This is a genomic window from Natronomonas salina, from assembly GCF_013391105.1.
GTDB lineage: Archaea > Halobacteriota > Halobacteria > Halobacteriales > Haloarculaceae > Natronomonas > Natronomonas salina.
On record NZ_CP058335.1, the window covers coordinates 3,711,394 to 3,732,608 of the forward strand.

Annotated in this window: 20 protein-coding genes and 1 pseudogene; 11 read left to right on the top strand and 10 right to left on the bottom strand. The window is 69.4% G+C overall.

The genetic code is table 11. The features are described from left to right. Positions 1 to 7: 7 nt before the first annotated feature. Positions 8 to 1,336, bottom strand: a complete 1,329-nt coding sequence (locus HWV07_RS19440) for a cytochrome P450 (protein WP_178335916.1) — start codon at positions 1,334 to 1,336, stop codon at positions 8 to 10. Between the two features lie 148 nt (positions 1,337 to 1,484). On the opposite strand from HWV07_RS19440, the gene HWV07_RS19445 reads away from it, so the two are divergent. Continuing rightward, entirely contained in the window at positions 1,485 to 2,582 is a 1,098-nt protein-coding gene (locus HWV07_RS19445; RefSeq protein WP_178335917.1) for a hypothetical protein, read from the top strand. 76 nt (positions 2,583 to 2,658) lie between these two features. On the opposite strand, the gene HWV07_RS19450 is transcribed toward HWV07_RS19445, so the two are convergent. Next, the gene (locus HWV07_RS19450) at positions 2,659 to 3,450 is read right to left on the bottom strand and encodes an SDR family NAD(P)-dependent oxidoreductase (RefSeq protein WP_178335918.1); all 792 of its coding nucleotides are present in this window, start codon (positions 3,448 to 3,450) and stop codon (positions 2,659 to 2,661) included. A gap of 162 nt (positions 3,451 to 3,612) precedes the next feature. On the opposite strand from HWV07_RS19450, the gene HWV07_RS19455 reads away from it, so the two are divergent. Continuing rightward, the gene (locus HWV07_RS19455) at positions 3,613 to 3,798 is read left to right on the top strand and encodes a hypothetical protein (RefSeq protein WP_178335919.1); all 186 of its coding nucleotides are present in this window, start codon (positions 3,613 to 3,615) and stop codon (positions 3,796 to 3,798) included. A 458-nt stretch (positions 3,799 to 4,256) separates the two neighbouring features. Here HWV07_RS19455 and sucD read toward each other — a convergent pair whose 3' ends face one another. The 3 genes from sucD to HWV07_RS19470 form a co-directional block, all read right to left on the bottom strand. Then, complete coding sequence (gene sucD, locus HWV07_RS19460; protein ID WP_178335920.1) at positions 4,257 to 5,129, bottom strand: succinate--CoA ligase subunit alpha; 873 nt, start codon at positions 5,127 to 5,129, stop codon at positions 4,257 to 4,259. Beyond that, on the bottom strand, positions 5,126 to 6,271 hold the full coding sequence (gene sucC / locus HWV07_RS19465; RefSeq protein ID WP_178335921.1) for an ADP-forming succinate--CoA ligase subunit beta: 1,146 nt from the start codon (positions 6,269 to 6,271) through the stop codon (positions 5,126 to 5,128). The genes sucD and sucC overlap by 4 nt, the downstream gene beginning before the upstream one ends. A 192-nt stretch (positions 6,272 to 6,463) precedes the next feature. Next, positions 6,464 to 7,411 (bottom strand): ferritin family protein, encoded by a 948-nt coding sequence (locus HWV07_RS19470; RefSeq protein ID WP_178335922.1) that lies wholly within the window; start codon positions 7,409 to 7,411, stop codon positions 6,464 to 6,466. Between the two features lie 86 nt (positions 7,412 to 7,497). Between HWV07_RS19470 and HWV07_RS19475 the strand changes: the two genes are divergently transcribed. Beyond that, positions 7,498 to 8,148, top strand: a complete 651-nt coding sequence (locus tag HWV07_RS19475; protein ID WP_178335923.1) for a helix-turn-helix domain-containing protein — start codon at positions 7,498 to 7,500, stop codon at positions 8,146 to 8,148. A gap of 85 nt (positions 8,149 to 8,233) precedes the next feature. Here HWV07_RS19475 and HWV07_RS19480 read toward each other — a convergent pair whose 3' ends face one another. Further along, complete coding sequence (locus HWV07_RS19480; protein WP_178335924.1) at positions 8,234 to 8,389, bottom strand: hypothetical protein; 156 nt, start codon at positions 8,387 to 8,389, stop codon at positions 8,234 to 8,236. A gap of 237 nt (positions 8,390 to 8,626) precedes the next feature. Between HWV07_RS19480 and HWV07_RS20010 the strand changes: the two genes are divergently transcribed. Beyond that, positions 8,627 to 8,749, top strand: a complete 123-nt coding sequence (locus HWV07_RS20010; RefSeq protein WP_281362322.1) for a hypothetical protein — start codon at positions 8,627 to 8,629, stop codon at positions 8,747 to 8,749. A 6-nt stretch (positions 8,750 to 8,755) separates the two neighbouring features. On the opposite strand, the gene HWV07_RS19485 is transcribed toward HWV07_RS20010, so the two are convergent. Continuing rightward, positions 8,756 to 9,427, bottom strand: coding sequence for a glycerophosphodiester phosphodiesterase (locus HWV07_RS19485; protein WP_178335925.1), 672 nt, complete (start codon positions 9,425 to 9,427; stop codon positions 8,756 to 8,758). Between the two features lie 147 nt (positions 9,428 to 9,574). Between HWV07_RS19485 and HWV07_RS19490 the strand changes: the two genes are divergently transcribed. The 5 genes from HWV07_RS19490 to HWV07_RS19510 all read left to right on the top strand — a co-directional run bounded on the left by HWV07_RS19490 (position 9,575) and on the right by HWV07_RS19510 (position 15,565). Beyond that, positions 9,575 to 10,282, top strand: coding sequence for an SDR family oxidoreductase (locus HWV07_RS19490; RefSeq protein ID WP_178335926.1), 708 nt, complete (start codon positions 9,575 to 9,577; stop codon positions 10,280 to 10,282). 90 nt (positions 10,283 to 10,372) lie between these two features. Further along, positions 10,373 to 11,695 (top strand): sodium-dependent transporter, encoded by a 1,323-nt coding sequence (locus HWV07_RS19495; protein WP_178335927.1) that lies wholly within the window; start codon positions 10,373 to 10,375, stop codon positions 11,693 to 11,695. Between the two features lie 110 nt (positions 11,696 to 11,805). Then, on the top strand, positions 11,806 to 13,356 hold the full coding sequence (locus tag HWV07_RS19500; protein WP_178335928.1) for an acyl-CoA carboxylase subunit beta: 1,551 nt from the start codon (positions 11,806 to 11,808) through the stop codon (positions 13,354 to 13,356). Between the two features lie 2 nt (positions 13,357 to 13,358). Further along, positions 13,359 to 13,595 (top strand): DUF8022 family protein, encoded by a 237-nt coding sequence (locus HWV07_RS19505; RefSeq protein WP_178335929.1) that lies wholly within the window; start codon positions 13,359 to 13,361, stop codon positions 13,593 to 13,595. 140 nt (positions 13,596 to 13,735) lie between these two features. Then, entirely contained in the window at positions 13,736 to 15,565 is a 1,830-nt protein-coding gene (locus HWV07_RS19510; RefSeq protein ID WP_178335930.1) for an acetyl-CoA carboxylase biotin carboxylase subunit, read from the top strand. Positions 15,566 to 15,601: 36 nt separating this feature from the next. On the opposite strand, the gene HWV07_RS19515 is transcribed toward HWV07_RS19510, so the two are convergent. Both HWV07_RS19515 and HWV07_RS19520 read right to left on the bottom strand, forming a co-directional pair. Continuing rightward, positions 15,602 to 15,769, bottom strand: a complete 168-nt coding sequence (locus HWV07_RS19515; protein ID WP_178335931.1) for a DUF7556 family protein — start codon at positions 15,767 to 15,769, stop codon at positions 15,602 to 15,604. Between the two features lie 91 nt (positions 15,770 to 15,860). After that, positions 15,861 to 16,763 carry a DMT family transporter gene (locus tag HWV07_RS19520; protein ID WP_178335932.1) on the bottom strand — a complete coding sequence of 301 codons (903 nt, stop codon included), beginning with the start codon at positions 16,761 to 16,763 and terminating at the stop codon, positions 15,861 to 15,863. 301 nt (positions 16,764 to 17,064) lie between these two features. Between HWV07_RS19520 and HWV07_RS19525 the strand changes: the two genes are divergently transcribed. Continuing rightward, positions 17,065 to 18,483, top strand: coding sequence for a sensor histidine kinase (locus HWV07_RS19525; RefSeq protein WP_178335933.1), 1,419 nt, complete (start codon positions 17,065 to 17,067; stop codon positions 18,481 to 18,483). A gap of 158 nt (positions 18,484 to 18,641) precedes the next feature. Beyond that, positions 18,642 to 20,919, top strand: a pseudogene (locus tag HWV07_RS19530) (amino acid permease). Between the two features lie 75 nt (positions 20,920 to 20,994). On the opposite strand, the gene HWV07_RS19535 reads toward HWV07_RS19530, so the two are convergent. Further along, complete coding sequence (locus HWV07_RS19535; protein ID WP_178335934.1) at positions 20,995 to 21,183, bottom strand: hypothetical protein; 189 nt, start codon at positions 21,181 to 21,183, stop codon at positions 20,995 to 20,997. Positions 21,184 to 21,215: the final 32 nt, after the last annotated feature.

Sequence of the window (21,215 nt, forward strand, 5' to 3'; positions counted from 1 at the left end):
ACGACGGTCAACGACCGATCAGACGCATCCGGACCGGGTCGCGCGGGTGCATCGTCAGCGACGGCCGGAGTTCGAGCGGGCCGTCGTCGACGCGCTCCAGTTCGAACCGGCTGGCCACCGTCGCGAGGATGAGCTTCGACTCCAGCAGCGAGAACTGCTTGCCGATGCAGATCCTGGGACCGCCGCCGAACGGGAAGAACGCGAACCGGTGGCGGTCCTCGGTCCGGTCGTCGAGCCACCGGTCGGGGTCGAACGCCTCGGGGTCGTCGTACCACCGGTCGCTGCGGTGGACGACCCACTGCGGGAGCATGCAGAGGGCGTCCGCCGGCACGTCGTAGCCGCCCAGTCTGACTCCCTCGGTGGACTCGCGGAACATCGTGTACACCGGCGGATACAGCCGCAGCGATTCGTCGAGGACCGCGTCCGCGAACTCGAGGCGCGGAACGTCCTCGAAGGTCGGGTCGTCGCCGCAGACGTGGTCGAGTTCGGCGTAGAGTCGCCGCCGGTCATCGGGGTTCCGGTCGAGCAGGAAGAACGTGTAGGTGAGCGCCAGCGCGGTCGTGTCGTGGCCCGCGAGCAGCATCGTGACGAGCTCGTCGCGGAGCTGGCGGTCGGTCTGCTCGCCGTGCTCCTGGGCGCGCAGCAGAACAGACAGCAGGTCGTCGCCGGCGAGGTCCCGGCGCCGCCGCTCGGCGACGATATCGTCGAGGATCGACTCCAGGGTGTCGAGCGCGTCGCGGAAGGCGCGGTTCTCGTCGGTCGGCAGCCAGCTCGGCAGGAGGAACCGTCGGGCGTCCGGCTCGAAGCGCGCGCCGAGCGGTTCGAGGGCCGTCTGTATCTCCGCGGTGGTCGCGTCGTCGAGCGTGGCGCCGAACATGGCGTCGGCGATGACCGTCACGGTCAGCGACGCCAGTTCCTCGCGGACGTCGACCACGTCGCCCGGTTCCCAGTCGGCGACGTGTCGCTCGGCCAGTTCCACCATCCGCTCTGCGAGTCCCGCGATGCGCTGCGGACGGAACGCCTCGCCGGCGAGGTCCCGCTGCCGTCGCCAGTCCGCGCCCTCGCTCAACAGCAGGCCGTTCCCCAGCAGGTCCTCGATGGCGTCGTCGCCGAAGACCGGCTTGCGGAAGGCGTCGGCCCGACCGACGAGCACGCGCTCGACGTCGGCGGGGTTCGTCAGCATGTAGGTCCGCTGGCCGGCGAGGTCGAACGCCGCGACGTCGCCGTAGGCGCGACCGACGGCCGACATGAACGTGAACGGGTCGCGGGCGTACTGGTGGGTGTTGCCGAGCAGCGGCACCCCTTCGGGACCGGGCGGCCGGCCGTCTAGTGACATACCGGTCGTACGCGCGCGACAGACGAATACTTCGGGGTGCCGCAACCGGTTCCGGACGACACCCCTCTTAAGCCCCCGGGCATTCTGCCCAGAGACTTTATAGGGGTCTTGGGTTATCGTGGAGGCAAGGATCAAGTGTAACGAATCGATGACTAGAGAAGACTCACCATCCGACGACGCCCGAGACGAACCGGAGGACGTCGGCGGGTTCAGGTTCGGGATGGCGGACGGCTCCGGCGACCCGGAGGGCGACCGCGGGGGGGCTACCGACTCGAGGAGCTTCCTGGGGTTCGACTTCGGCCGCTGGCTCCGCGAGACGGACGTCCGTCCCTCCACAACGACGAAGCCGGACCCCGCCGAGACGACCGACGCGGACGTCGCCCGGGAGACTGCCGAAGCCGCCCCGACGTTCGAGGGGTTCGACTTCGCTCAGTGGATGGCCGACGCGGACGTCGGCCCCAGAAAGCCGCCGGAGGAACCGCGGGTCGTCGGCGCGACGCCGACGGCCGACCGCGCAGGGGTCTCCGGCCTGCTGGCCGCGCTCCCCTTCGCCGGCAGCGCCCCGGAGGACACCTACGAGGGCGGCTTCGACTTCGCCGAGTGGCTCGGCGAGGGCGACGCCGATCTCTACGAACCCGTCGACGTGGAACCGACGGCGACCACCGCCGCGACGCCGACGCCGGAGGCCTCGGCGACGGCGACCGCAGCGGCCGGCGGCAGCGGCGGCTTCGGCGAGACGCCGGAGTTCCCCGGCCCGCCCGGCGGCGGCATCTCCGACACCCCGCCGGTGAAACTCGCCGCGCTGGCGCTGTTCACCGCCGCCCTGGTGGCGGTCGCGCTGACGGCGGCCGGCGCCATCGCGCCGCTCGGTCCCGCCGACGGCTTCGGATCAGCGGGCGGCGGCGACGGCGGCGGCGCACAGGAACAGCCCGTCGGGACGAACAACTCGACGGCGACGGATACGGACGATCAGACGCCGCAGGACACGCCGACCTCGACGCCGACCGACTCGGGATCCGCGACGCCTGAACCGACGGCGACACCGACGGCGACGCCGACGCCGGAACCGACGCCGTCGGAGACGGCCACGCCGACGGAGTCGTCCACCGAGACACCGACGGAGACGGAGACCGCCACGCCGACCCCGACGGAGAACGGCAGCGACGACGGCAGCGGCGGGCTCCTGGACCCGATCTTCGGCGGCAGCAGTTCCAGCAGCAGCGACGACAGCCTCATCGACCTCTAGTCGGCGACGGCCCGTTCCCATCCTTCTCCCGGCCCCCTGCTCCGCCAGTTCCGTCAGTGATCCGGCGACCGCGCCGTCACTCCAGTCCGAGGTCGACGCTGAAGCTGTTACCCGGCCGTGGGACGCCTTTGACGGTGACCGTCTCGCCGGTCATGAACGCCGCGGCGTCACTGGCGAGGAACTGCACGACGTCGGCGATGTCCTCCGTGTGGCCGATACGTCGGTCGACCGTCTCGCGGGGCGGCATATCCTCGCTGTCGATGCCGAGGGTCTCGGCGACGCCGGGCGTCTGGATGAGCCCCGGGGCGACGCAGTTGACGCGGACGCCGTACTTCGACCACTCGGTCGCCAGCGTCTCGGTCAGCCGGATGATGGCGGCCTTCGAGGCGCTGTAGTGGCTCTCGTTCGGCGCGGCGTGCTGGCCGTTCACGCTGGACATGTTGACGATGCAGCCGCCGTCGTCCTCGCGCATGTACTCGCCGGCGGCCTGCGTGCAGTGGAAGGTGCCGTGGAGGTTGAGGTCGACGATGGACTTCCAGCCGTTCTCGGAGATGTCCTCGAAGGGGGCGACGAACTCGCCGCCGGCGTTGTTCACGAGGAGGTCGACGCCGCCGAACTCCTCGACGGTCGCCTCGACGAAGGCCTCGACCTCGTCGGGTTCGCGGACGTTGCACTCGACGGCCAGTGCGGTGCCGCCGTCCTCGCGGATGCCCTCTGCGACCGGGTCGACGCGGTCCTGCGACCGCGAGCAGATGGCGACGTTCGCGCCGTCGGCGGCGAGCCGCTCGGCGATGGTTCGACCGATGCCCTGGGAGGCGCCGGTGACGATGGCGTTGCGACCGTCGACGCTGAACTGGTCGGTTGGCATGTGTCGGCACGTCACCGTCGCGAACCAAGGGTCTACCGAAGCCGGTAGACCTGGCCCGCCGCTCCGCGACCCCGGGTGGCGCTGCGCTCCGAACGACGGTATCGACGACACGGCTCCCGTCGCGACCGAAAACACGTTGGTGGCGCTCCGCGACGGGAAGGTATGCCCGGTGTCGACGCGGACTCGGATCCGAGAGAGATCGCCACGTTCGTCCTCCCCGCCGGAGTCGGGATCGGACTCGGCGTGTTCGTCGGCCTGCTCGTCGAGTCGCTGCTCGTCGCCGTCGTCCTCGGCGTCCTCGGCGCGACGGCCGGCCACGCGGTCGGGTACCTGCTGCTACGCGAGTAGCGGGACCGCAGTGCGGTCGCAGTATGAAGAGTCAAATCCGCTCGCCCGCCTACGCCGACCAAATGAGTAGCCGACGCTCGAGACCGGATATCCGAGGCGGGAGCGCGGCGGCCGACCCGCGAGAGCACGTCGTCGAGTGGCTGCTGCTTGACGGCTGGCGCTCGATGGTCGCTGGCGCGATCGTCGCGATTCCACTTCTGTCGCGCTCAATACAATGACCTGCAGATAGTCGATGTGGTAAGCAGTCGAGAACATTGCATCCGCGCGACCGAAGGGAGCGCGGTTCGCGGCGACGAGGCGCGAAGCGCCGAGTCGCCGTAGCGCGCGCGGACTGGAGCGAGCGCAGCGAGCGAAAGGAGTACGCGCGCATATTTTCCCCAAGTTTTTGCCGCGGAGGCGTGTCCGCCTCTGGCGGACCGCCGGAGCGTGCAAAAAGTGGGTGCCGAAAAGTGGGGTTCCTAGAGGAAGTCCTCGATGTGGTCGACGACCTCGTCGGGGGTGTCGCCGACCGGGACGCCCGCGTCGTTGAGCGCGTCGATCTTCGACTGGGCGGTGCCGGTGCCGCCGCCGCCGGAGACGATGGCGCCGGCGTGGCCCATCCGCTTGCCCGGCGGCGCGGTACGGCCGGCGATGAAGCCCGCGACGGGGGTGTCCATGTACTCGCCGATGAACCGGGCGGCCTCCTCCTCGTCCTCGCCGCCGATCTCGCCGCACATCGCGACCGCCTTCGTCTCGGGGTCGTTCTCGAACATCTCGAGGGCGTCGACGAAGTCGGTGCCGATGATCGGGTCGCCGCCGATGCCGACGGCGGTGGTCTGGCCGATGCCGCGCTGGGTGAGGTTGTCGACGACCTGGTAGGTCAGGGTGCCAGAGCGGGAGACCAGGCCGACCTCGCCGTCGGAGAAGATGTTGCCCGGTAGGATGCCGAGCTTGGCCTCGCCGGGCGTGATGACGCCGGGGCAGTTCGGACCGACCAGCGTGGTGTCGGTCTCGCCGAGCTTCTTGTAGACCTTGGCCATGTCCTGCTGGGGGATGCCCTCGGTGATGGCGACGACGAGGTCCAGCGGCGCGTCGAGGGCCTCCAGCAGCGCGTCGGCGGCGAAGGCCGGCGGGACGAAGACGACCGACGTGTCGGCGTCCTCCTCGCGGGCGGCCCCGGAGACGGTGTCGTACACCGGGATGCCGTCGACCTCCTGGCCGCCCTTGCCGGGGACGGCGCCGGCGACGACGTTGGTTCCGTACTCCACCATCTGGCGGGTGTGGAACTTGCCCTCCCCGCCGGTGATGCCCTGTACCAGGACGCGGCTGTCGTTGTCGACTAGGATGCTCATTGTTGTTCCTCCTCGGCGTACTGGACCGCACGCTGGACGGCGTCCTCCAGCGTCTTCTCGACGGTCACGAGGTCGGTGTTCAGGATCTCCATGCCCTCCTCTGCGTTCGTGCCGGCGAGCCGGACGACGACGGGCTTGGGGATCTCGTCGAACTGCTCGAGGGCCTCGTTGATACCCTTCGCGACCTCGTCGCCGCGGGTGATGCCCCCGAAGATGTTGAAGACGACGCTGTCGACGTTCTCGTCGGAGAAGACCATGTCGAGGGCGTTCGTCACGCGCTCGGCCTTCGCGCCGCCGCCGATGTCGAGGAAGTTGGCGGGCGCGCCGCCGTAGTGGTCGACGAGGTCCAGCGTCGTCATCACGAGCCCGGCGCCGTTGCCGATGATGCCCGTGTTGCCGGAGAGGCGGACGTAGTCGAAGCCGTACTCGTTGGCCTTGGCCTCGAGGTCGTCCTCTGCGGCCTCCTCCTCCATCTTCGCGAGGTCGGGCTGGCGGAACAGCGCGTCCTCGTCGATGTTCATGACGGCGTCGGCCGCGACGACCTCGTCGTCCGAGGTGATCATCAGCGGGTTGACCTCGATCTCCGTGGCGTCCTTGTCGTCCCACAGCTGGAAGAGCGTCCGGAGGATGGAGGCGACGTCGCCGGCGACCTCGCGGTCGACGCCGGCCTCGTAGACGGCCTTCCGCGCCTCGTAGGACTGCATCCCGAAGACGGGGTCGACGTGCTCGCGCGTGATGGCCTCGGGGTCCTCGGCGGCGACCTCCTCGATGTTCACGCCGCCGCGGGTCGAGACCATCGCCACGGGCTCGCCCTCGTTGCGGTCCATCGTCACGCCGACGTACAGCTCGTTGACGAAGTCGACGGCGGCCTCGACGAGCACGCGGTCGACGTGGAGCCCCTTGAGGTCCATCCCGATGATCTTCTCGGCCGCCTCGCGGGCCTCGTCGGCGTCCTCGACGAGCTCGATGCCGCCGGCCTTCCCGCGGCCGCCGACCTGTACCTGCGCCTTGATCGCGACGGGGTAGCCGATCTCGTCAGCTGCCGCGACCGCCTCGTCGACGGTCGAGGCCAGCTGGGAGTCCGGGACCGGCACCCCGGCGTCGGCGAAGACACCCTTCGCTTGGTATTCGTGTAGCTTCATCTCTGGCTCGTACGGTAATTCACGCAATCGGGAGTTAGTAGTTCCGGAAGCGGTACCCGCCCAGCCCGAAATCCGGACGTCTGTCAGCGATACTGGCGGTTCCTCTCCCGAGCGTTGGGTCTCCCCGTCGACGGCCGCCGGTCCCGACCAGAACCCGCGAGGTCTGTCACCGTGCGTCGAACTCGACGCCGCTCAGGCGGCTCGCCCGTCGTCGGCGCCCTCGATGGCGACGAGCTCCTCGACCGGCGGAATGTCGCCGTCGGCGTCGGTGATGATGTCGAGCCGCCGGGTGAGCTTCTCGCGAGCGTACTCGACGATGGCGGCGTGGTTCACCGGCCCCTCGATGTCGGTGAAGATCCCTGCGACGTGGGGCATCAGTTCGGTCAGCACCTCCTGTGGAACCGACTCGTCGACGCCCTCTTCGCGGATCAGCCGCTGGACCTCGTGCATCCCGAAGCCGACGTGCCGGCCCTCGTCGCTGCGGATCTTGGCGATGCCGGCGACGAGTCCCTCGAGGTGGGGGAGCTCCTCGCGCGGCCGAGTCGTCACGGCGTTGTCGCCGGTCGGGCTGAACGCCGACTGGAGGCTGTAGTAGGCAGTCTGGGCCAGGACGGACTCGGCGACGACGTGGTAGTGACTGTACGCCCGCGCGAGCGTCTCGGGCGACTGGTCGTCCAGGAGGGCCGCCATCGCGTCCTCGACGGCGTCGAACAGCGCCACGTAGTCGTCGTTGAGGTAGCGCTCGTCGGTCGGGTCGGTCACCTCGAGGTCGAGCTCCTCGGCGACCGGCGTGAGCACCTCCTCCCAGTAGCGGTCGAAGAACCGGGTGTGCTTGGCCTCCTCGTAGAGCTGCGTCGTGAGGAACATCTGCTCGTCCGTGCCCTCCAGGGCCATCGCGAGGGGCATGAGATCCTCCGTGACAGCCTCCTCGCCGCCGCCGAAGCGAGCGACCCCGAGCCGGAGCATGTCGAACTCGTCGCCGCTGAACTCGCCCTCGTGGGCGAGCAGCTCCTCGCGGTCGCCCGCGAGGTCCAGCGCGTCGGGGTCCCAGTGCCGGTAGACGGCGTTGCGGAAGTACCCGCCCGCGAAGGAGTCGACGTCGCCCCGCGTGCCGCGGTCCGTGTCGGTGAGCTTGGCCATATCCTTGCCACGTGGTACCACTGGTTCAGGACTGCCCCGGTTATCTGTGGGGTGTTTTTTATGGGGCCGCTGACCGTGGGACGGGTATGCGCACCGCGACGATCCGGATCGTGCCGCCCCCCGAGGGCCTCCACCCCGCCGACCGGGAGGTCGCCGCCCACCCGGACCTCGACTGGGGGACCATCGACCACCTCACCGCTCTGGAGGACGGCACCGCGGTGCTGCTCTGCCGGCTCCGCGGCGACCGCGCCGCCCTCGACGACATCCTCGCCGCCGCCGACGGAATCGTCGACCACCGCGTCACGGTCGTCGACCGGACGGTGTACGCCCACGTCCACTTCGAGCCCACCGAGACCGCCCGGGCGCTGCTGGACCTCCGCCGCTCCCACGAACTCGTCGTCAGGATGCCCATCCGCTGGCGGAGCGACGACCGCCTCGAGGTCTCCGCCGTCGGCGACGACCGGACGCTACAGGCGGCCGTGGCCGACCTTCCCGACTCGCTGGGCGTCGAACTCGTCGAGATCGGCGAGTACCAGCCCGCGACCGACCGCCCGGAGGCGCTGCTCACCGACCGCCAGCTAGAGGTGCTCGACGCCGCCCTCGACGTGGGCTACTACGAGGAACCCCGGGAGGGGACCCAGGCCGACGTCGCCGAGGAGGTCGGCCTCGCTCCGGCGACCGTCGGAGAGCACCTGCGGCGCATCGAGGGGAAGGTCCTCCGCTCGCTGCGGGAGTGACTCTCGAGGTATCCCGCCGCGTCGTTCGGTACGGTGACCGCGCGGAACCGCGTGAAGAACAGCTCGTACTCCGAGAGACCGCAGCTCAGCCGCCGATCTGGCTGAAGTTCTCGCTCCCGCACGGACAGGCGCCGATGCCGATGGGTCTGGGTGTCCCGTCCAGGCGGACCTTCGCCGGGAACACCTTCCCGCAGGAACGACACTCGACGACGCACCGCGACTCCGTTTCCGTCTTCGACATAGTCCAATAATCCGGGGATAGCGGCTTGGTGCTGCCGCCTATGATATTATGGGTGAATACGACCTCCTGGTAAACGGGATACGTGGAAGCGATATTTCTCGGAGAATTCGTGCGTTCGCCGCTGAAACGATGGCGTTCGGACCGTCGAAGTGGAATTCCGACGGTTCACCCCGGTCGCCACGGAGACGGTAACGAATCAGAAGTGACGCCGGGGCCTACTCCGGGGCGGACGCAACCATGACGGAGTACGATTGCCACGGCTGCGGACAGCCGTTCGACGCGACGGTCGAGAACGAGTACGGGACCTACGAGTTCCGCCGGTGCCCGAACTGCGGGAGCGCGAAGACGACGCTCCTGTGACCCGCCTCAGGGCGAGACTTCTGGCAGGACGCCCCACCGGTCGGCGATAACGCCGTCTACGCCGAGGTCGGCGAGCTCCTCGGCCTCGGAGCGCGTGTCGACGGTCCAGACGTTGACGCTCATGCCGGCGCGGTGGGCCTCGGTGACGACGCGGTCGGTGCAGACGGACAGCGACGGGTGGAGGTAGCCGCAGTCCAGGTCGATGGCCACCTCGACGCCGTCGGTGCCCTCCTCGTCGGTGATGTAGGCGCGGGGGACGTCGGGGTCGGCGTCGCGGCAGGCCGCGAGGATGTCGCGGTCGGACGAGGCGACGACGACCTGCGGGTGGGAGGCCGTGAGCTGCCGGAGGGCGTCGGCCTCGGTGCCGCGTTCCTTGAGGTCGACGTTGACGCCGACGGTGTCGGGGATGGCCTCGAGGACCGCCTCGAGCGTCGGGACGCCCTCGCCGGTGCCGAGGACGTCGAGGTACTGTAGCTCGGTCAGGGTGTGGTCGGCGACGGCCCCCTCCCCGTCCGTCACGCGGTCGACCGTATCGTCGTGGATGACGACGAGCTCGCCGCTGCCGCAGCGCCGCACGTCGATCTCGATGGCGTCGGCGATCGCCGCCGCCTCCTCGATGGCCCGGCGGGTGTTCTCCGGGCGGTTGGAGGCGAACCCGCGGTGGGCGATCAGTCGCATGTACGGGACTGTCGCGAGGGAGGATAAGTGCCTGTCGCAATCTTCGCCGTCTGTGCCGACCTTCTATAAAAGTGGTCGCCACGCGGCGGAGGTGTCCGACCGCCGACGCCGGGCGGCTTTATCGGCGCGGCGGCCGTTGGTGGTCGCATGGGAGTCAGCTACGACTTCGACGGGCGGGTCGTCCTGGTCACCGGCGCGAGCGGCGCGCTGGGCAGTGCCGTCGCGGCGGCGTTCGACGACGCCGGGGCGACGGTCTGCGGCGCCGACGTCGTCGCGCCGGACGACGAGGACGCGGAAGTCGACCCCTCGACGATCGAGTTCTACGAGACCGACGCCACCGACGAGGGGAGCGTCGGCGAGACCGTCGAGGCGGTCGTCGACGACCACGGGCGTCTCGACGCCGTGTGCAACATCGCCGGCACCTGGCGCGGCGGCGACCCCATCCACGAGACCGACGTCGAGGAGTTCGAGATGCTGCTGGACGTCAACCTGAAGTCGATGTTCCTGACCTCGAAGCACGCCATCCCGCACCTCCGGGACTCGGAGGGCGCCATCGTCTCGGTGTCGGCGCGGTCGTCCCTGGAGGGCGGCGAGGGCGACGGCCCCTACCGCGCGTCGAAGGCGGGCGTCCGGCTGCTCACGGAGACCATCGCCGAGGAGAACCTCGGGACGGTCCGCGCCAACGCCATCATGCCGAGCGTCATCGACACCCCGATGAACCGCGAGATGATGCCCGACGCCGACCACGAGGAGTGGGTCGACCCGGCGGAGATCACGAACGTCGTCATGTTCCTCTGCAGCGACGAGGCCGAGGTGACGAGCGGGGCCGCGGTGCCCGTCTACGGGGAGGCCTGAGCGCTGGTATCCGAGGGCTACCCAGTTAACGGCGTCCTTCGGGCGCGAGGAGTATCGAACCGATTTTGAAGCTGTCAGTACACCGGCAAGGTGATGCAACGAGAAACATGGGCGACACGAATCGGGTTCATCCTCGCGGCGGTCGGCAGCGCCGTCGGCCTGGGGAACATCTGGCGGTTCCCGTTCCAGACGGCCGAGAACGGTGGTGCGGCGTTCCTGGTGGTCTACATCATCGCGGTGCTGCTCATCGGGATCCCCGCCATCCTCGCGGAGTTCGTCATCGGACGGCGATCGAAGCAGAGCGCGATCGGCGCCTTCGATGCGCTCGGCCGTCCCCGGTGGCGCTGGGTCGGCGCCGTCGGCGTCCTCGCCGGCTTCTGGACGCTGTCGTACTACAGCGTCGTCGGCGGCTGGGTCGTCCGCTACGCCATCGGGAGCGTGACGGGTGCGTACCTCGGCGATCCCGGAACCTACTTCGGCGCCATCTCGGCCGGCCCCGAAGCGGTGGCCTTCCACGCCGTCTTCATGCTCGTGACGATCGGGATCGTCGCCTTCGGCGTGGAGTCCGGCATCGAGATGGCGACGAAGCTGATGGTCCCGAGCATCATCCTCCTGATGCTGGGACTGGCCGTGTACGCGTTCACGCTCTCCGGTTCCGCCGCCGGTTACGAGTACTTCCTCTCGCCCGACTTCGATGCGCTCGTCGCTAACTTCGAGTCGGTCATCCCCGCCGCCGTCGGGCAGGCGCTGTTCTCGCTGTCGCTCGGTTACGCGGTGATGATCACCTACGCGTCGTACATCGACCGCGACGAGAACCTCGGGGTCGACGGCCTGTCGATCGCGATCACGAACACGTTCGTCGCCGTCCTCGCGGGGCTGGTCGTGTTCCCGCTGCTGGCCGCCCAGGGTGTCGACTACGGGAGCGAGGGTCCGGGTGCGATCTTCGTTACGGTCCCCACCGCCTTCGCCGACCTGCCGAACCTCGCCGCGCGAGCCATCGGGTTCGTGTTCTTCTTCGTCGTCTTCATCGCGGCGCTGTCCTCCGCCATCTCGCTGCTGGAGGTCGTCACCTCCCACCTCGTCGACAGCTACGACGTCGATCGGAAGCCCATCGCAGTGGGGCTCGGAGTGATCATCTTCGTGCTCGGGATCCCCTCCGCCTGGGACACGGCGTGGCTGACCTGGTTCGACCTCGTCAGTGTGAACCTGCTGCTCCCCGTGGGCGTCTTCGGCGTCGTCGTCTTCGCCGGGTGGATCCTGTCGGCCGACGCGACCGACGAGCTCGGGCGGGGCGCGCCGTCGCTGCGGGGCGTCGCGCCGGTGTGGCTGTGGTCGCTCCGGACAATCGTCCTGCTGGCCGTCCTCGGCACGCTCGTCCTCAGCCTGGGGTCGCTCACCGCCCCGCCGCTGTGAACGCGACGGCGGGCGATCCGTCCGCGAACTCTCACGGGCCGGCCGTGTGAACCCCTGCCGATAGCGGAAACCCTTTTCCTCGGCTCCGCGTGCTTCCGGTAGCAACTGTCATGACGATGGACGACGAAATCGAGGAACTCCGGGACCTGAAGGAGGAGGCCCGGAAGGGCGGCGGCGAGGAACGCATCGCCAAACAACACGAGAAGGGGAAGCTGACGGCACGGGAGCGCATCGAGTACTTCCTCGACGACGGCACCTTCCAGGAGTTCGACCAGCTGAAGACCCACCGGTCGACGAACTTCGACATGGACGAGTCCCACCCCTACGGCGACGGGGTGGTGACGGGCTACGGCGAGGTCGACGGCCGGCAGGTGTTCGTCTTCGCCCACGACTTCACGGTCTTCGGCGGGTCGCTCGGCGAGGCGTTCGCCGAGAAGGTCTGCAAGGTGATGGACCGGGCCATCGAGACCGGCGCGCCTATCGTCGGACTGAACGACTCCGCGGGCGCGCGCATCCAGGAGGGCATCGACTCGCTGGCGGGCTACGCCGACATCTTCCACCGCAACCAGAAGGCGTCGGGCGTCGTCCCGCAGATCTCCGCCATCATGGGCCCCTGCGCCGGCGGGGCGGTCTACTCCCCGGCCATCACGGACTTCATCTACATGGTGCAGGACACCAGCCACATGTTCATCACCGGGCCGGACGTCATCGAGACGGTCACCGGCGAGGAGGTCGGCTTCGAGGAGCTCGGCGGCGCCACCACCCACACCAAGGAGACGGGCGTCGCGCAGTTCTCCGCCGCGGACGAGAAGGAGGCTCTCGACGACATCCGGCGGCTCCTCTCGTACATGCCGTCGAACAACGTCGAGGACCCCCCGCGCGTCGAGCCCTGGGACGACCCCGACCGCGAGGACGAGGAGCTGACGAATATCGTCCCCGACGCCCCCCAGAAGCCCTACGACATCGTCGACGTCATCGACCGGATCGTCGACGAGGACTCCTTCTTCGAGGTCGCCGAAGCCTACGCCCGCAACATCGTGACAGGCTTCGGCCGCCTCGACGGCCGCTCGGTCGGCGTCGTCGCCAACCAGCCCCGCGTCAACGCGGGGACCCTCGACATCGACGCCTCCCTGAAGGGGAGCCGCTTCGTCCGGTTCTGCGACGCCTTCAACATCCCCATCGTCACCTTCGTCGACGTGCCCGGCTTCATGCCCGGGACCGACCAGGAGCACAACGGCATCATCAAGCACGGCGCCAAGCTGCTGTACGCCTACAGCGAGGCGACCGTCCCGCTTCTGACCGTCATCACGCGGAAGGCCTACGGCGGCGCCTACGACGTGATGGCCTCGAAGCACCTCGAGGCGGACGTCAACTACGCGTGGCCGACCGCGGAGATCGCCGTCATGGGCCCGCGCGGCGCGGTCAACATCCTCTACGACGACGAACTCGAGGCGGCCGACGACGTCGAGCAGCGCCGCGAGGAGCTCATCGACCAGTACCGCGACGCCTTCGCGAACCCCTACACGGCGGCCGAGCGCGGCTTCGTCGACGACGTGCTGGAGCCGCCGGAGACCCGGCCGCGACTCATCCGCGACCTGCGGATGCTGGAGTCCAAGCGCAAGGACCAGCCCGACCGCAAGCACGGCAACATCCCGCTGTGACGATGAAGCTGGACCTGCCCGACGACGCCGATACCGACGAGGCCGCGGCGATCGCCGCCGCCCTCCGCGCGCACGTCGCCGCAGACGAGTCCGAGGAAGACGACGCGGCGCCCCCCTGGGCCGGCGAGAAGTGGACGTTCAAGGGTCGCGTTGACAGTCTCCAGAACCGCCGCGTCCGCGTGCCGACCGACGCGCCGACGGACGCCTGGACGGCCGCCGGCCGGACGGACCGGTACTGACCCGGCTCGGACGTCCCAGATACCCCGGTCGTCAACGAGTATTCTCGGTCCGGTAGACGTCCCGCCCTGGGGAAACTCTCCCGAAGTTGAAGATTGTTAAAATCGATAGAATAACGTGCGACCCGGGACACCCCACGGGTATGTTCGACAAGGTACTCGTCGCCAACCGCGGCGAGATCGCGGTGCGCGTCATGCGCGCCTGCGACGACCTCGGCGTATCGACCGTCGCCGTCTACAGTGACGCGGACAAGCACAGCGGCCACGTCCGCTACGCCGACGAGGCGTACAACATCGGCCCGGCGCGCGCGGCCGACTCCTACCTCGACCACGAGGCGGTCATCGAGGCCGCCGACAAGGCCGACGCCGACGCCATCCACCCCGGCTACGGCTTCCTCGCGGAGAACGCCGAGTTCGCCGGGAAGGTCGAGGCCCACGACGACGTCACCTGGGTCGGCCCGAACTCCGAGTCGATGGAGCAGGCCGGCGAGAAGACGAAGGCCCGGAAGATCATGCGCGAGGCCGACGTCCCCATCGTCCCGGGGACCACCGACCCCGTCACCGAGGTCGACGAGGTCCACGAGTTCGGGGACGAGCACGGCTACCCCATCGCCATCAAGGCGGAGGGCGGCGGCGGCGGCCGCGGGATGAAGATCGTCCGCGACCCCGAGGAGGCCGAAGAGCAGCTGGAGACCGCCAAGCGCGAGGGCGAGGCGTACTTCGACAACGACTCCGTCTACCTGGAGCGGTACCTCGAGAACCCCAGGCACATCGAGGTGCAGATCCTCGCCGACGAGCACGGCAACGTCCGGCACCTCGGCGAGCGTGACTGCTCGCTGCAGCGCCGCCACCAGAAGGTCATCGAGGAGGGTCCCTCGCCGGCGCTCTCGGACGAGCTCCGCGAGAAGATCGGCGAGGCCGCCCGCCGCGGCGCCGACGCCGCCGACTACTACAACGCCGGCACCTTCGAGTTCCTCGTCGCGGAGGAAGAGCGCGGCGACGACGAGCTCCTCGGGCCGGACGCGGATTTCTACTTCCTGGAGGTCAACACCCGCATCCAGGTCGAGCACACGGTCACCGAGGAGCTGACAGGCATCGACATCGTGAAGTGGCAGCTCCGGGTCGCCGCCGGCGAGGAGCTGACGTTCTCACAGGACGACGTCGAACTGGAGGGCCACGCCATCGAGTTCCGCATCAACGCCGAGAACGCGGCGAACGACTTCGCGCCGGCGAAGGGCGGCGAACTCGAGACGTACGACCCGCCGGGCGGCATCGGCGTTCGCCTGGACGACGCGCTCCGGCAGGGCGACGACCTCGTCACCGACTACGACTCGATGATCGCGAAGCTCATCGTCAAGGGCGGCGACCGCGAGGAGTGCATCGCCCGCTCGGACCGCGCGCTCGCCGAGTACGAGATCGAGGGCATCCCGACGATCATCCCGTTCCACCGGCTGATGCTGACCGACGAGGAGTTCGTCGGGGGCACCCACACCACGAAGTACCTCGACCACCACCTCGACAAGGACCGCCTGAAGGAGGCCCAGGAGAAGTGGGGCACCGAGGAGACGTCCGCGAGCGCCGACGAGGACGTCGTCGAGCGGGAGTTCACCGTCGAGGTCAACGGCAAGCGCTTCCAGGTCAACCTCGAGGAGCGCGCCGAGATGGCCGCCAACCGACCCGCGCCGTCCGGCGGTGGCGGGGGCGGTGGAGGCGGCGGCGGAGGCGGTGGCGGCGGCAGCGCGCCGGCCGTCTCCGCGGAGGGCGAGGTCGTCAGCGCCGAGATGCAGGGTACCATCCTCGAGGTCAACGTCGCCGAGGGCGACACCGTCGAGTCCGGCGACGTCATCTGCGTGCTCGAGGCGATGAAGATGGAGAACGACGTCATCGCCGAGGTCGGCGGGACGGTCAAGGAGGTCGCCGTCGAGGAGGGACAGTCCGTCGACCAGGGCGACCCGCTGGTCGTGCTGGACTGAACCGCTGGGAACTACGGCAGAACTCTTCTTCGCGTCTTATCGCTGCTCGCTGACCGTCGTCTCCTCGCCGGCGGGGACGGCCAGCCACGCTTCGTCCGTCGAGACGTCGGCGATGACGAACGCCGCCTCGCCGTCGCACTCGTCGTACGACGCCTGCACCCGACGCTCGCACTTCGTCTTGATAATGTCCGTCGTCTCACTCATTATGGCCACACTCATCCGGTCTCGTACAAGAGTATTTCGTCTCCGTCCAATTATCACGGTCGAAGGTGAAACCTCGTCTCGTAAGCACCTCTCAACCCGCGAGGCCGAACTCCCGGGCGATGACGCGGGCCTTCAGCACGACGAAGCCGCCCGCGATGAGGAGGAAGGCGCCGACCATCCCGAGGGTCAGCGACTCGTCGAACACGACGACGCCGCCGAGCGTGGCGAAGATGGGGACGACGTAGGAGACGAGGTTGATCTCCAGGGGGCCGAACTGCTCGAGCAGCGTGAAGTAGAAGACGTACGCGACGGCGCTGGCGAAGACGCCGAGGTAGACGACGGCGACGAGGCCGTCCAGAGAGAGGGTGACGTCGGCGAGTCGCTCGCCGGTCGCGAGGCTGCCGCCGAACAGCAGCCCCCCGCCGACGAGCATCGCCCACGCCGTCATCGGGGCGGTGCCGATGCGCGGCGAGCGGACCCGGAGCAGGACGCTCCCGAGGGCGACGCTCACGGCGGCGGCGACGACGAACGCCATCCCGACGAGTTCGGAGTCGAGCAGGTTCGCCGGGTCGGGCCGGGCGATGATGCCAACGCCGACGAGTCCGAGGACGACCCCGGCCACCCGGCGGGCCGTGATGTCCTCGGCAGGCAGGAGCGCCGCGGCAAAGCCGGTCGTCAGCACCGGGATGAGGGCGTAGAGGATCGAGGCGATGCCGCTGGGCACCGTCTGCTGGCCGATGAACAGCAGGCTGTTGCCGGCGACGAGGAACGCGCCGGCGATGGCCACGGCGAGGCGGTCCTCGCGGGTGACCGGCCGCCAGTCGGCCCCCCGGACGACGAGGAAGCCGAGGAGCAACGCGCCGCCGACGACGTACCGCGCCGTCGCGAACAGCAGCGGCGGCAGCGTCTCGAGGCCGGAGCGGATGGCCGGGAACGACAGCCCCCACAGCGCCGAGAGCCCCAGGAACATTCCGAGGTTCCGTGCTCGTGTCATCCTTCGGCCCGCAGGGAGCCGGCGGAGGGAGGGACGCCGCCCCGTGAGCCGCCCTCGTCGCCGCCACGGCCCGCGAGCGGCACGCTACCCGCACCCACCAGGGTACTGGATCGTCTGTTCACGGCAGGGGTTCACAGCCCCGGTTGAAAAATCACCCGAGGACGCGCCGGTCCGAAGACACCCCGTAATGACGGCCAGTTCCACGGTTCTACGGCCCTCGGTGCGCCGCGTGGAGTGTCGGGACCCTCAGACGGAGAGCCGATGCGAGACGTTATACCGGGTGGGTCCGCACCTGGGGGCGATGGGACGTTCCGCCAGCGGTCTGCCCGTCGGTCCTCTGCTCGCTGTCGCCGGCGTCGGCGCCCTCGCCGTCGCGGGCCACCGGGCCTACGTCGCAGAGACGATCGAGCCGATACTCGCCCTCTCCCTCGCCCCGCTCGTCCTCGCCGGCGGGGTCCTCCTGGCGCTGGCCTACCTCGTCCGGTCGGTCCCGGACGGTCGCGGCCGCGTCCTCCTGTGGACCGCCGTCGCCGGCGTCGCCGTCGGGGCGACCGCCGACGCGACGCTGCTCCGGACCCGGGTGTACGACGCGCCGCTCGACCCGCTTTTGGTCATCGCCGCCGTCGGATCGGTCGGTGCCGCCGCCGGGGCCGTCGCCGGGTTCTTCGAGACGCGGCGTCGCAACGAGATCGCAGACCTGCGCGCACGCGCGACGCGAGCCGAGCGGACGATCGAGACCGCCGGCGGCTTCGCGGTCGCCCGCCTCGACCCGGAGGGGTACGTCGACGGGTGGAGCGACGGCGCCGAGGCGATACTCGGGTACTCCGCGGCCGACGTGGTGGGCACCCGTATCGACGTCGTCTACCCCGAGGGCGACGACCGCGAGGCGAAACAGCACCTCCAGCGCGCGCTCCGGACCGACCACGTCGACCTCGAGGGCGAGTTCGTCCGCGCCGACGGCGAGACCCTCTACGGGTCGGGTTCGCTGACAGCCGTCGAGAGCGAGGACGGCGACCTGCTCGGGTACCTGTTCGTCCTCGCCGACCGCAGCGAGGAGCGGGCCCGCCGAGAGGAGCTGGAGCGGCGCAACGAACAGCTCGAGGCCTTCGCGAGCATCGTCAGCCACGACCTCCGCAACCCCCTCAACGTCGCCATCGGAAACGTCGGGATGGCCAAGCAACTCGACGACGACGCGGAGAAGCTCGAGACCGCCGAGTCCTCCCTCGAGCGGATGGAGCGCCTCATCGAGGAGGTGCTGACCCTCGCCCGGGAGGGCGAGGACGTCGAGGAGTTCGAGCGCGTCGAACTGGCCGAGACCGTCCAGCTGGCCTGGAGCAGTGTCGACCAGATGTGGGCCGAACTGGAGGTCGACGACCTGCCGGCGATCACCGCCGAGGGCGAGCGCGTCCGGCGGCTCTTCGAGAACCTGTTCCGCAACGCCATCGAGCACGGCGGCGGAGACGTGACGGTCCGCGTCGGGATGCTCGGCGACGAGGGGTTCTACGTCGAGGACGACGGCGAGGGCATCCCGAAGCACAAGCGCGACGAGGTCTTCGACGCCGGCCACACGACGGGCGAGGACGGGACGGGGCTCGGCCTCGCCATCGTCCAGAGCATCGCCGAGGCCCACGGCTGGGAGATCGAGGCGGTCGAGGGCAGCGACGGCGGCGCGCGGTTCGAGGTCCGCGGCGTCCAGACGCTCGCGGAAGTCGAACAGTAGGGCGGGCACCGCCGGCCGGCGGCGAACCGACTCGCGCCGACCTCGCCTTCCCTCCGGGATTTGGCTGGATATAAATGGAGTGGCGTCGTTGAGTCGGCCATGTACTGCCCCGTGGACGAGACCTCGAGAGCCGCGCCCCGGTGCGTACCAGTCGTACGATGAGCGACGAGGAACTCGCCAAGGACCTCGGGCCGCTGGCGGCGCTGACCATCGGTATCGGGACGATGATCGGTGCGGGCATCTTCGTGTTGCCGGGGACGGCCGTCGCCCGGGCGGGGCCGCTGGCGACGCTCACGTTCGTCCCTCGGCGGCGTCATCGCGCTGTTCACGGCCCTGTCGGCCTCCGAACTGGGGACCGCGATGCCGAAGTCCGGCGGCGCGTACTTCTACATCAACCGTGCGCTCGGCCCCCTGTTCGGGTCGATCAGCGGGTGGGCCAACTGGATGGGGCTGGCGTTCGCCTCCGCCTTCTACATGTACGGCTTCGGCGAGTACATCAACGCGCTCGTCGGCGCGCCGGCGCTCTCGCTCGGCCCGCTGTCGCTGTCGGCCGCCCAGAGCATCGGGCTGGTGGGCGCGCTCCTGTTCATCGGCGTCAACTACGTCGGCGCGAAGGAGACGGGGGGCCTCCAGAACGCGATCGTCCTCCTCCTGCTCGGGATTTTGGGGCTGTTCACGGTGGTCGGCCTGCTGAACGCCGACCTGAACTCGCTGCGGCCGATCGCCCCGCCCGGAACCACCAGCGAGGTGCTGCCCGTCACCGCGATCGTCTTCGTCTCGTACCTCGGCTTCGTCCAGATCACCTCGGTCGCCGAGGAGATACAGGACCCGGGCCGGAACCTCCCGCGTGCCGTCATCGGGTCGGTGGTCATCGTCACCTCCGTGTACGTCCTCTTCCTGCTCGTCCTCCTCGCCGCGGTGCCGAACGAGCTCGTCGCCGGCAACGACACCGCGGTCGTCGAGGCCGCGGAGCTGCTGTTCGGCCAGTACGACATCGGGGGCTTCGACCTCGGCGGCCTCGGCTGGGGGCTGCTGTTGCTGGGCGGACTGCTAGCCACCGCGTCCTCGGCCAACGCCTCCATCCTCTCGTCGTCGCGCATCAACTTCGCGATGGGCCGAGAGAAGATCGTCACCCCGGAGCTCAACGAGATCCACCCGCGTTTCGGCACGCCGTACCGCTCGATCGCCGTCACCGGCGCGCTCATCATCGTGTTCCTGCTCGTGGGCAACCTCGAACTCCTCGCGACCGCGGGGTCGGTGCTCCACCTGATCGTCTACGGGCTGCTGAACATCGCGCTCATCGTGATGCGGGAGGCCGACCCGAAGGGGTACGACCCCGACTTCGAGGTGCCGCTGTACCCGTTCGTCCCCATCATCGGCGCGATCGTCTCCTTCGCGCTCATCGTCTACATCGAACCCCGGGTCATCGTCCCTCTCGGTGGCGTTCGTCGCCTTCGCCGCGCTCTGGTACCTGGTGTACGCCCGCGACCTCGTCGAGAACACGGGCGTCCTGGCCTCGTGGATCCTCGACCGCTCCGAGGAGATGCCCGACGCGGCGGTGTCGGCGGCGACGTCGGTGCAGCCGGCCGGCGACTCCTTCCGCGTCATGGTGCCGCTGGCGAACCCCGAACACGAGACGGAGCTCATCACGCTCGCCAGCGCCGTCGCCAAGCAGCGCGACGGGACGGTCGTCGCGGTCCACATCGAGCAGGTCCCCGACCAGACGACGCTGGCGGCCGCCCGCGACCAGGGCGATCACGACGATGCCGAGGCGATCCTGCAGGCCGCCCGGCGGGACGCCGAGACGTTCGACGTCGACATCGAGACGCACACGGTGCTCTCGCACCGCTCCTTCGAGGAGATCTTCGACGCCGCGCGGCGCTACGGCGCGGACATGACCGTCATGGGCTGGGGGCGCGGCAGTCCCACGACGCCCCGCACCGCGCGGAGGGGCTGGTCGACGAACTCGCCCGGTCGCTGCCCTGCGACTTCCTCGTCTTCCGGGACCGCGGGTTCGACGCCTCACGCGTCCTGCTGCCGACCGCCGGCGGTCCGAACGCCGACCTCTCGGCGGCCATCGCGAAGGTGCTGCAGTCCGAGTTCGGCTCCGAAGTGACGCTGTTCCACGCGGCCGACGACCGCGGGGAGGCCCGCGAGTTCCTCGAGCAGTGGGCGATCGACCACGACCTCGAGGACGCCAAGCTCCGGCCGGAGGTCGGCCCGGTCGAACCCGCCATCGCGTCGGCCGCCGGGGACGCGACGCTCCTCGTCATCGGCGCCGCGGGCCGGGGGGTCATCTCCAGGCTCGCCAGCGGGTCGCTGGTCCTCGACGTCCTCGAGGACGTGGACTGCTCGGTGCTCATCGCCGAGAAGAAACACGAGACGACCCTCCGGGAGCGGATCTTCGGCGAGTCGCAGTCCGACTCGGACGACTGACCGTCCGGTCACGGGTGTGGCCGCTCGTCGTTCAGAGGAAAATCGGAGTTCCGAATCGGGCCGTACGCTCCTCTCTCACCTGCCGTCGACCAGTTCGAACGAGGAGTCCACGGCGTCGTCGAGGCCGTCCTCGGTCGGGTCGATGTCGTCGTCGGTCACCTCGATGGGCGCGTGGGAGGGGCCCTCCTCCTGGGTTTCGGTGAGCGTCTCCTCCCCCGAGATGTCGAGGAAGATCGCCGTGAGGTCGTCGGTATCTTTGCTCATTGCTTCCGTAGATACGGGGAAAACAACGAAAG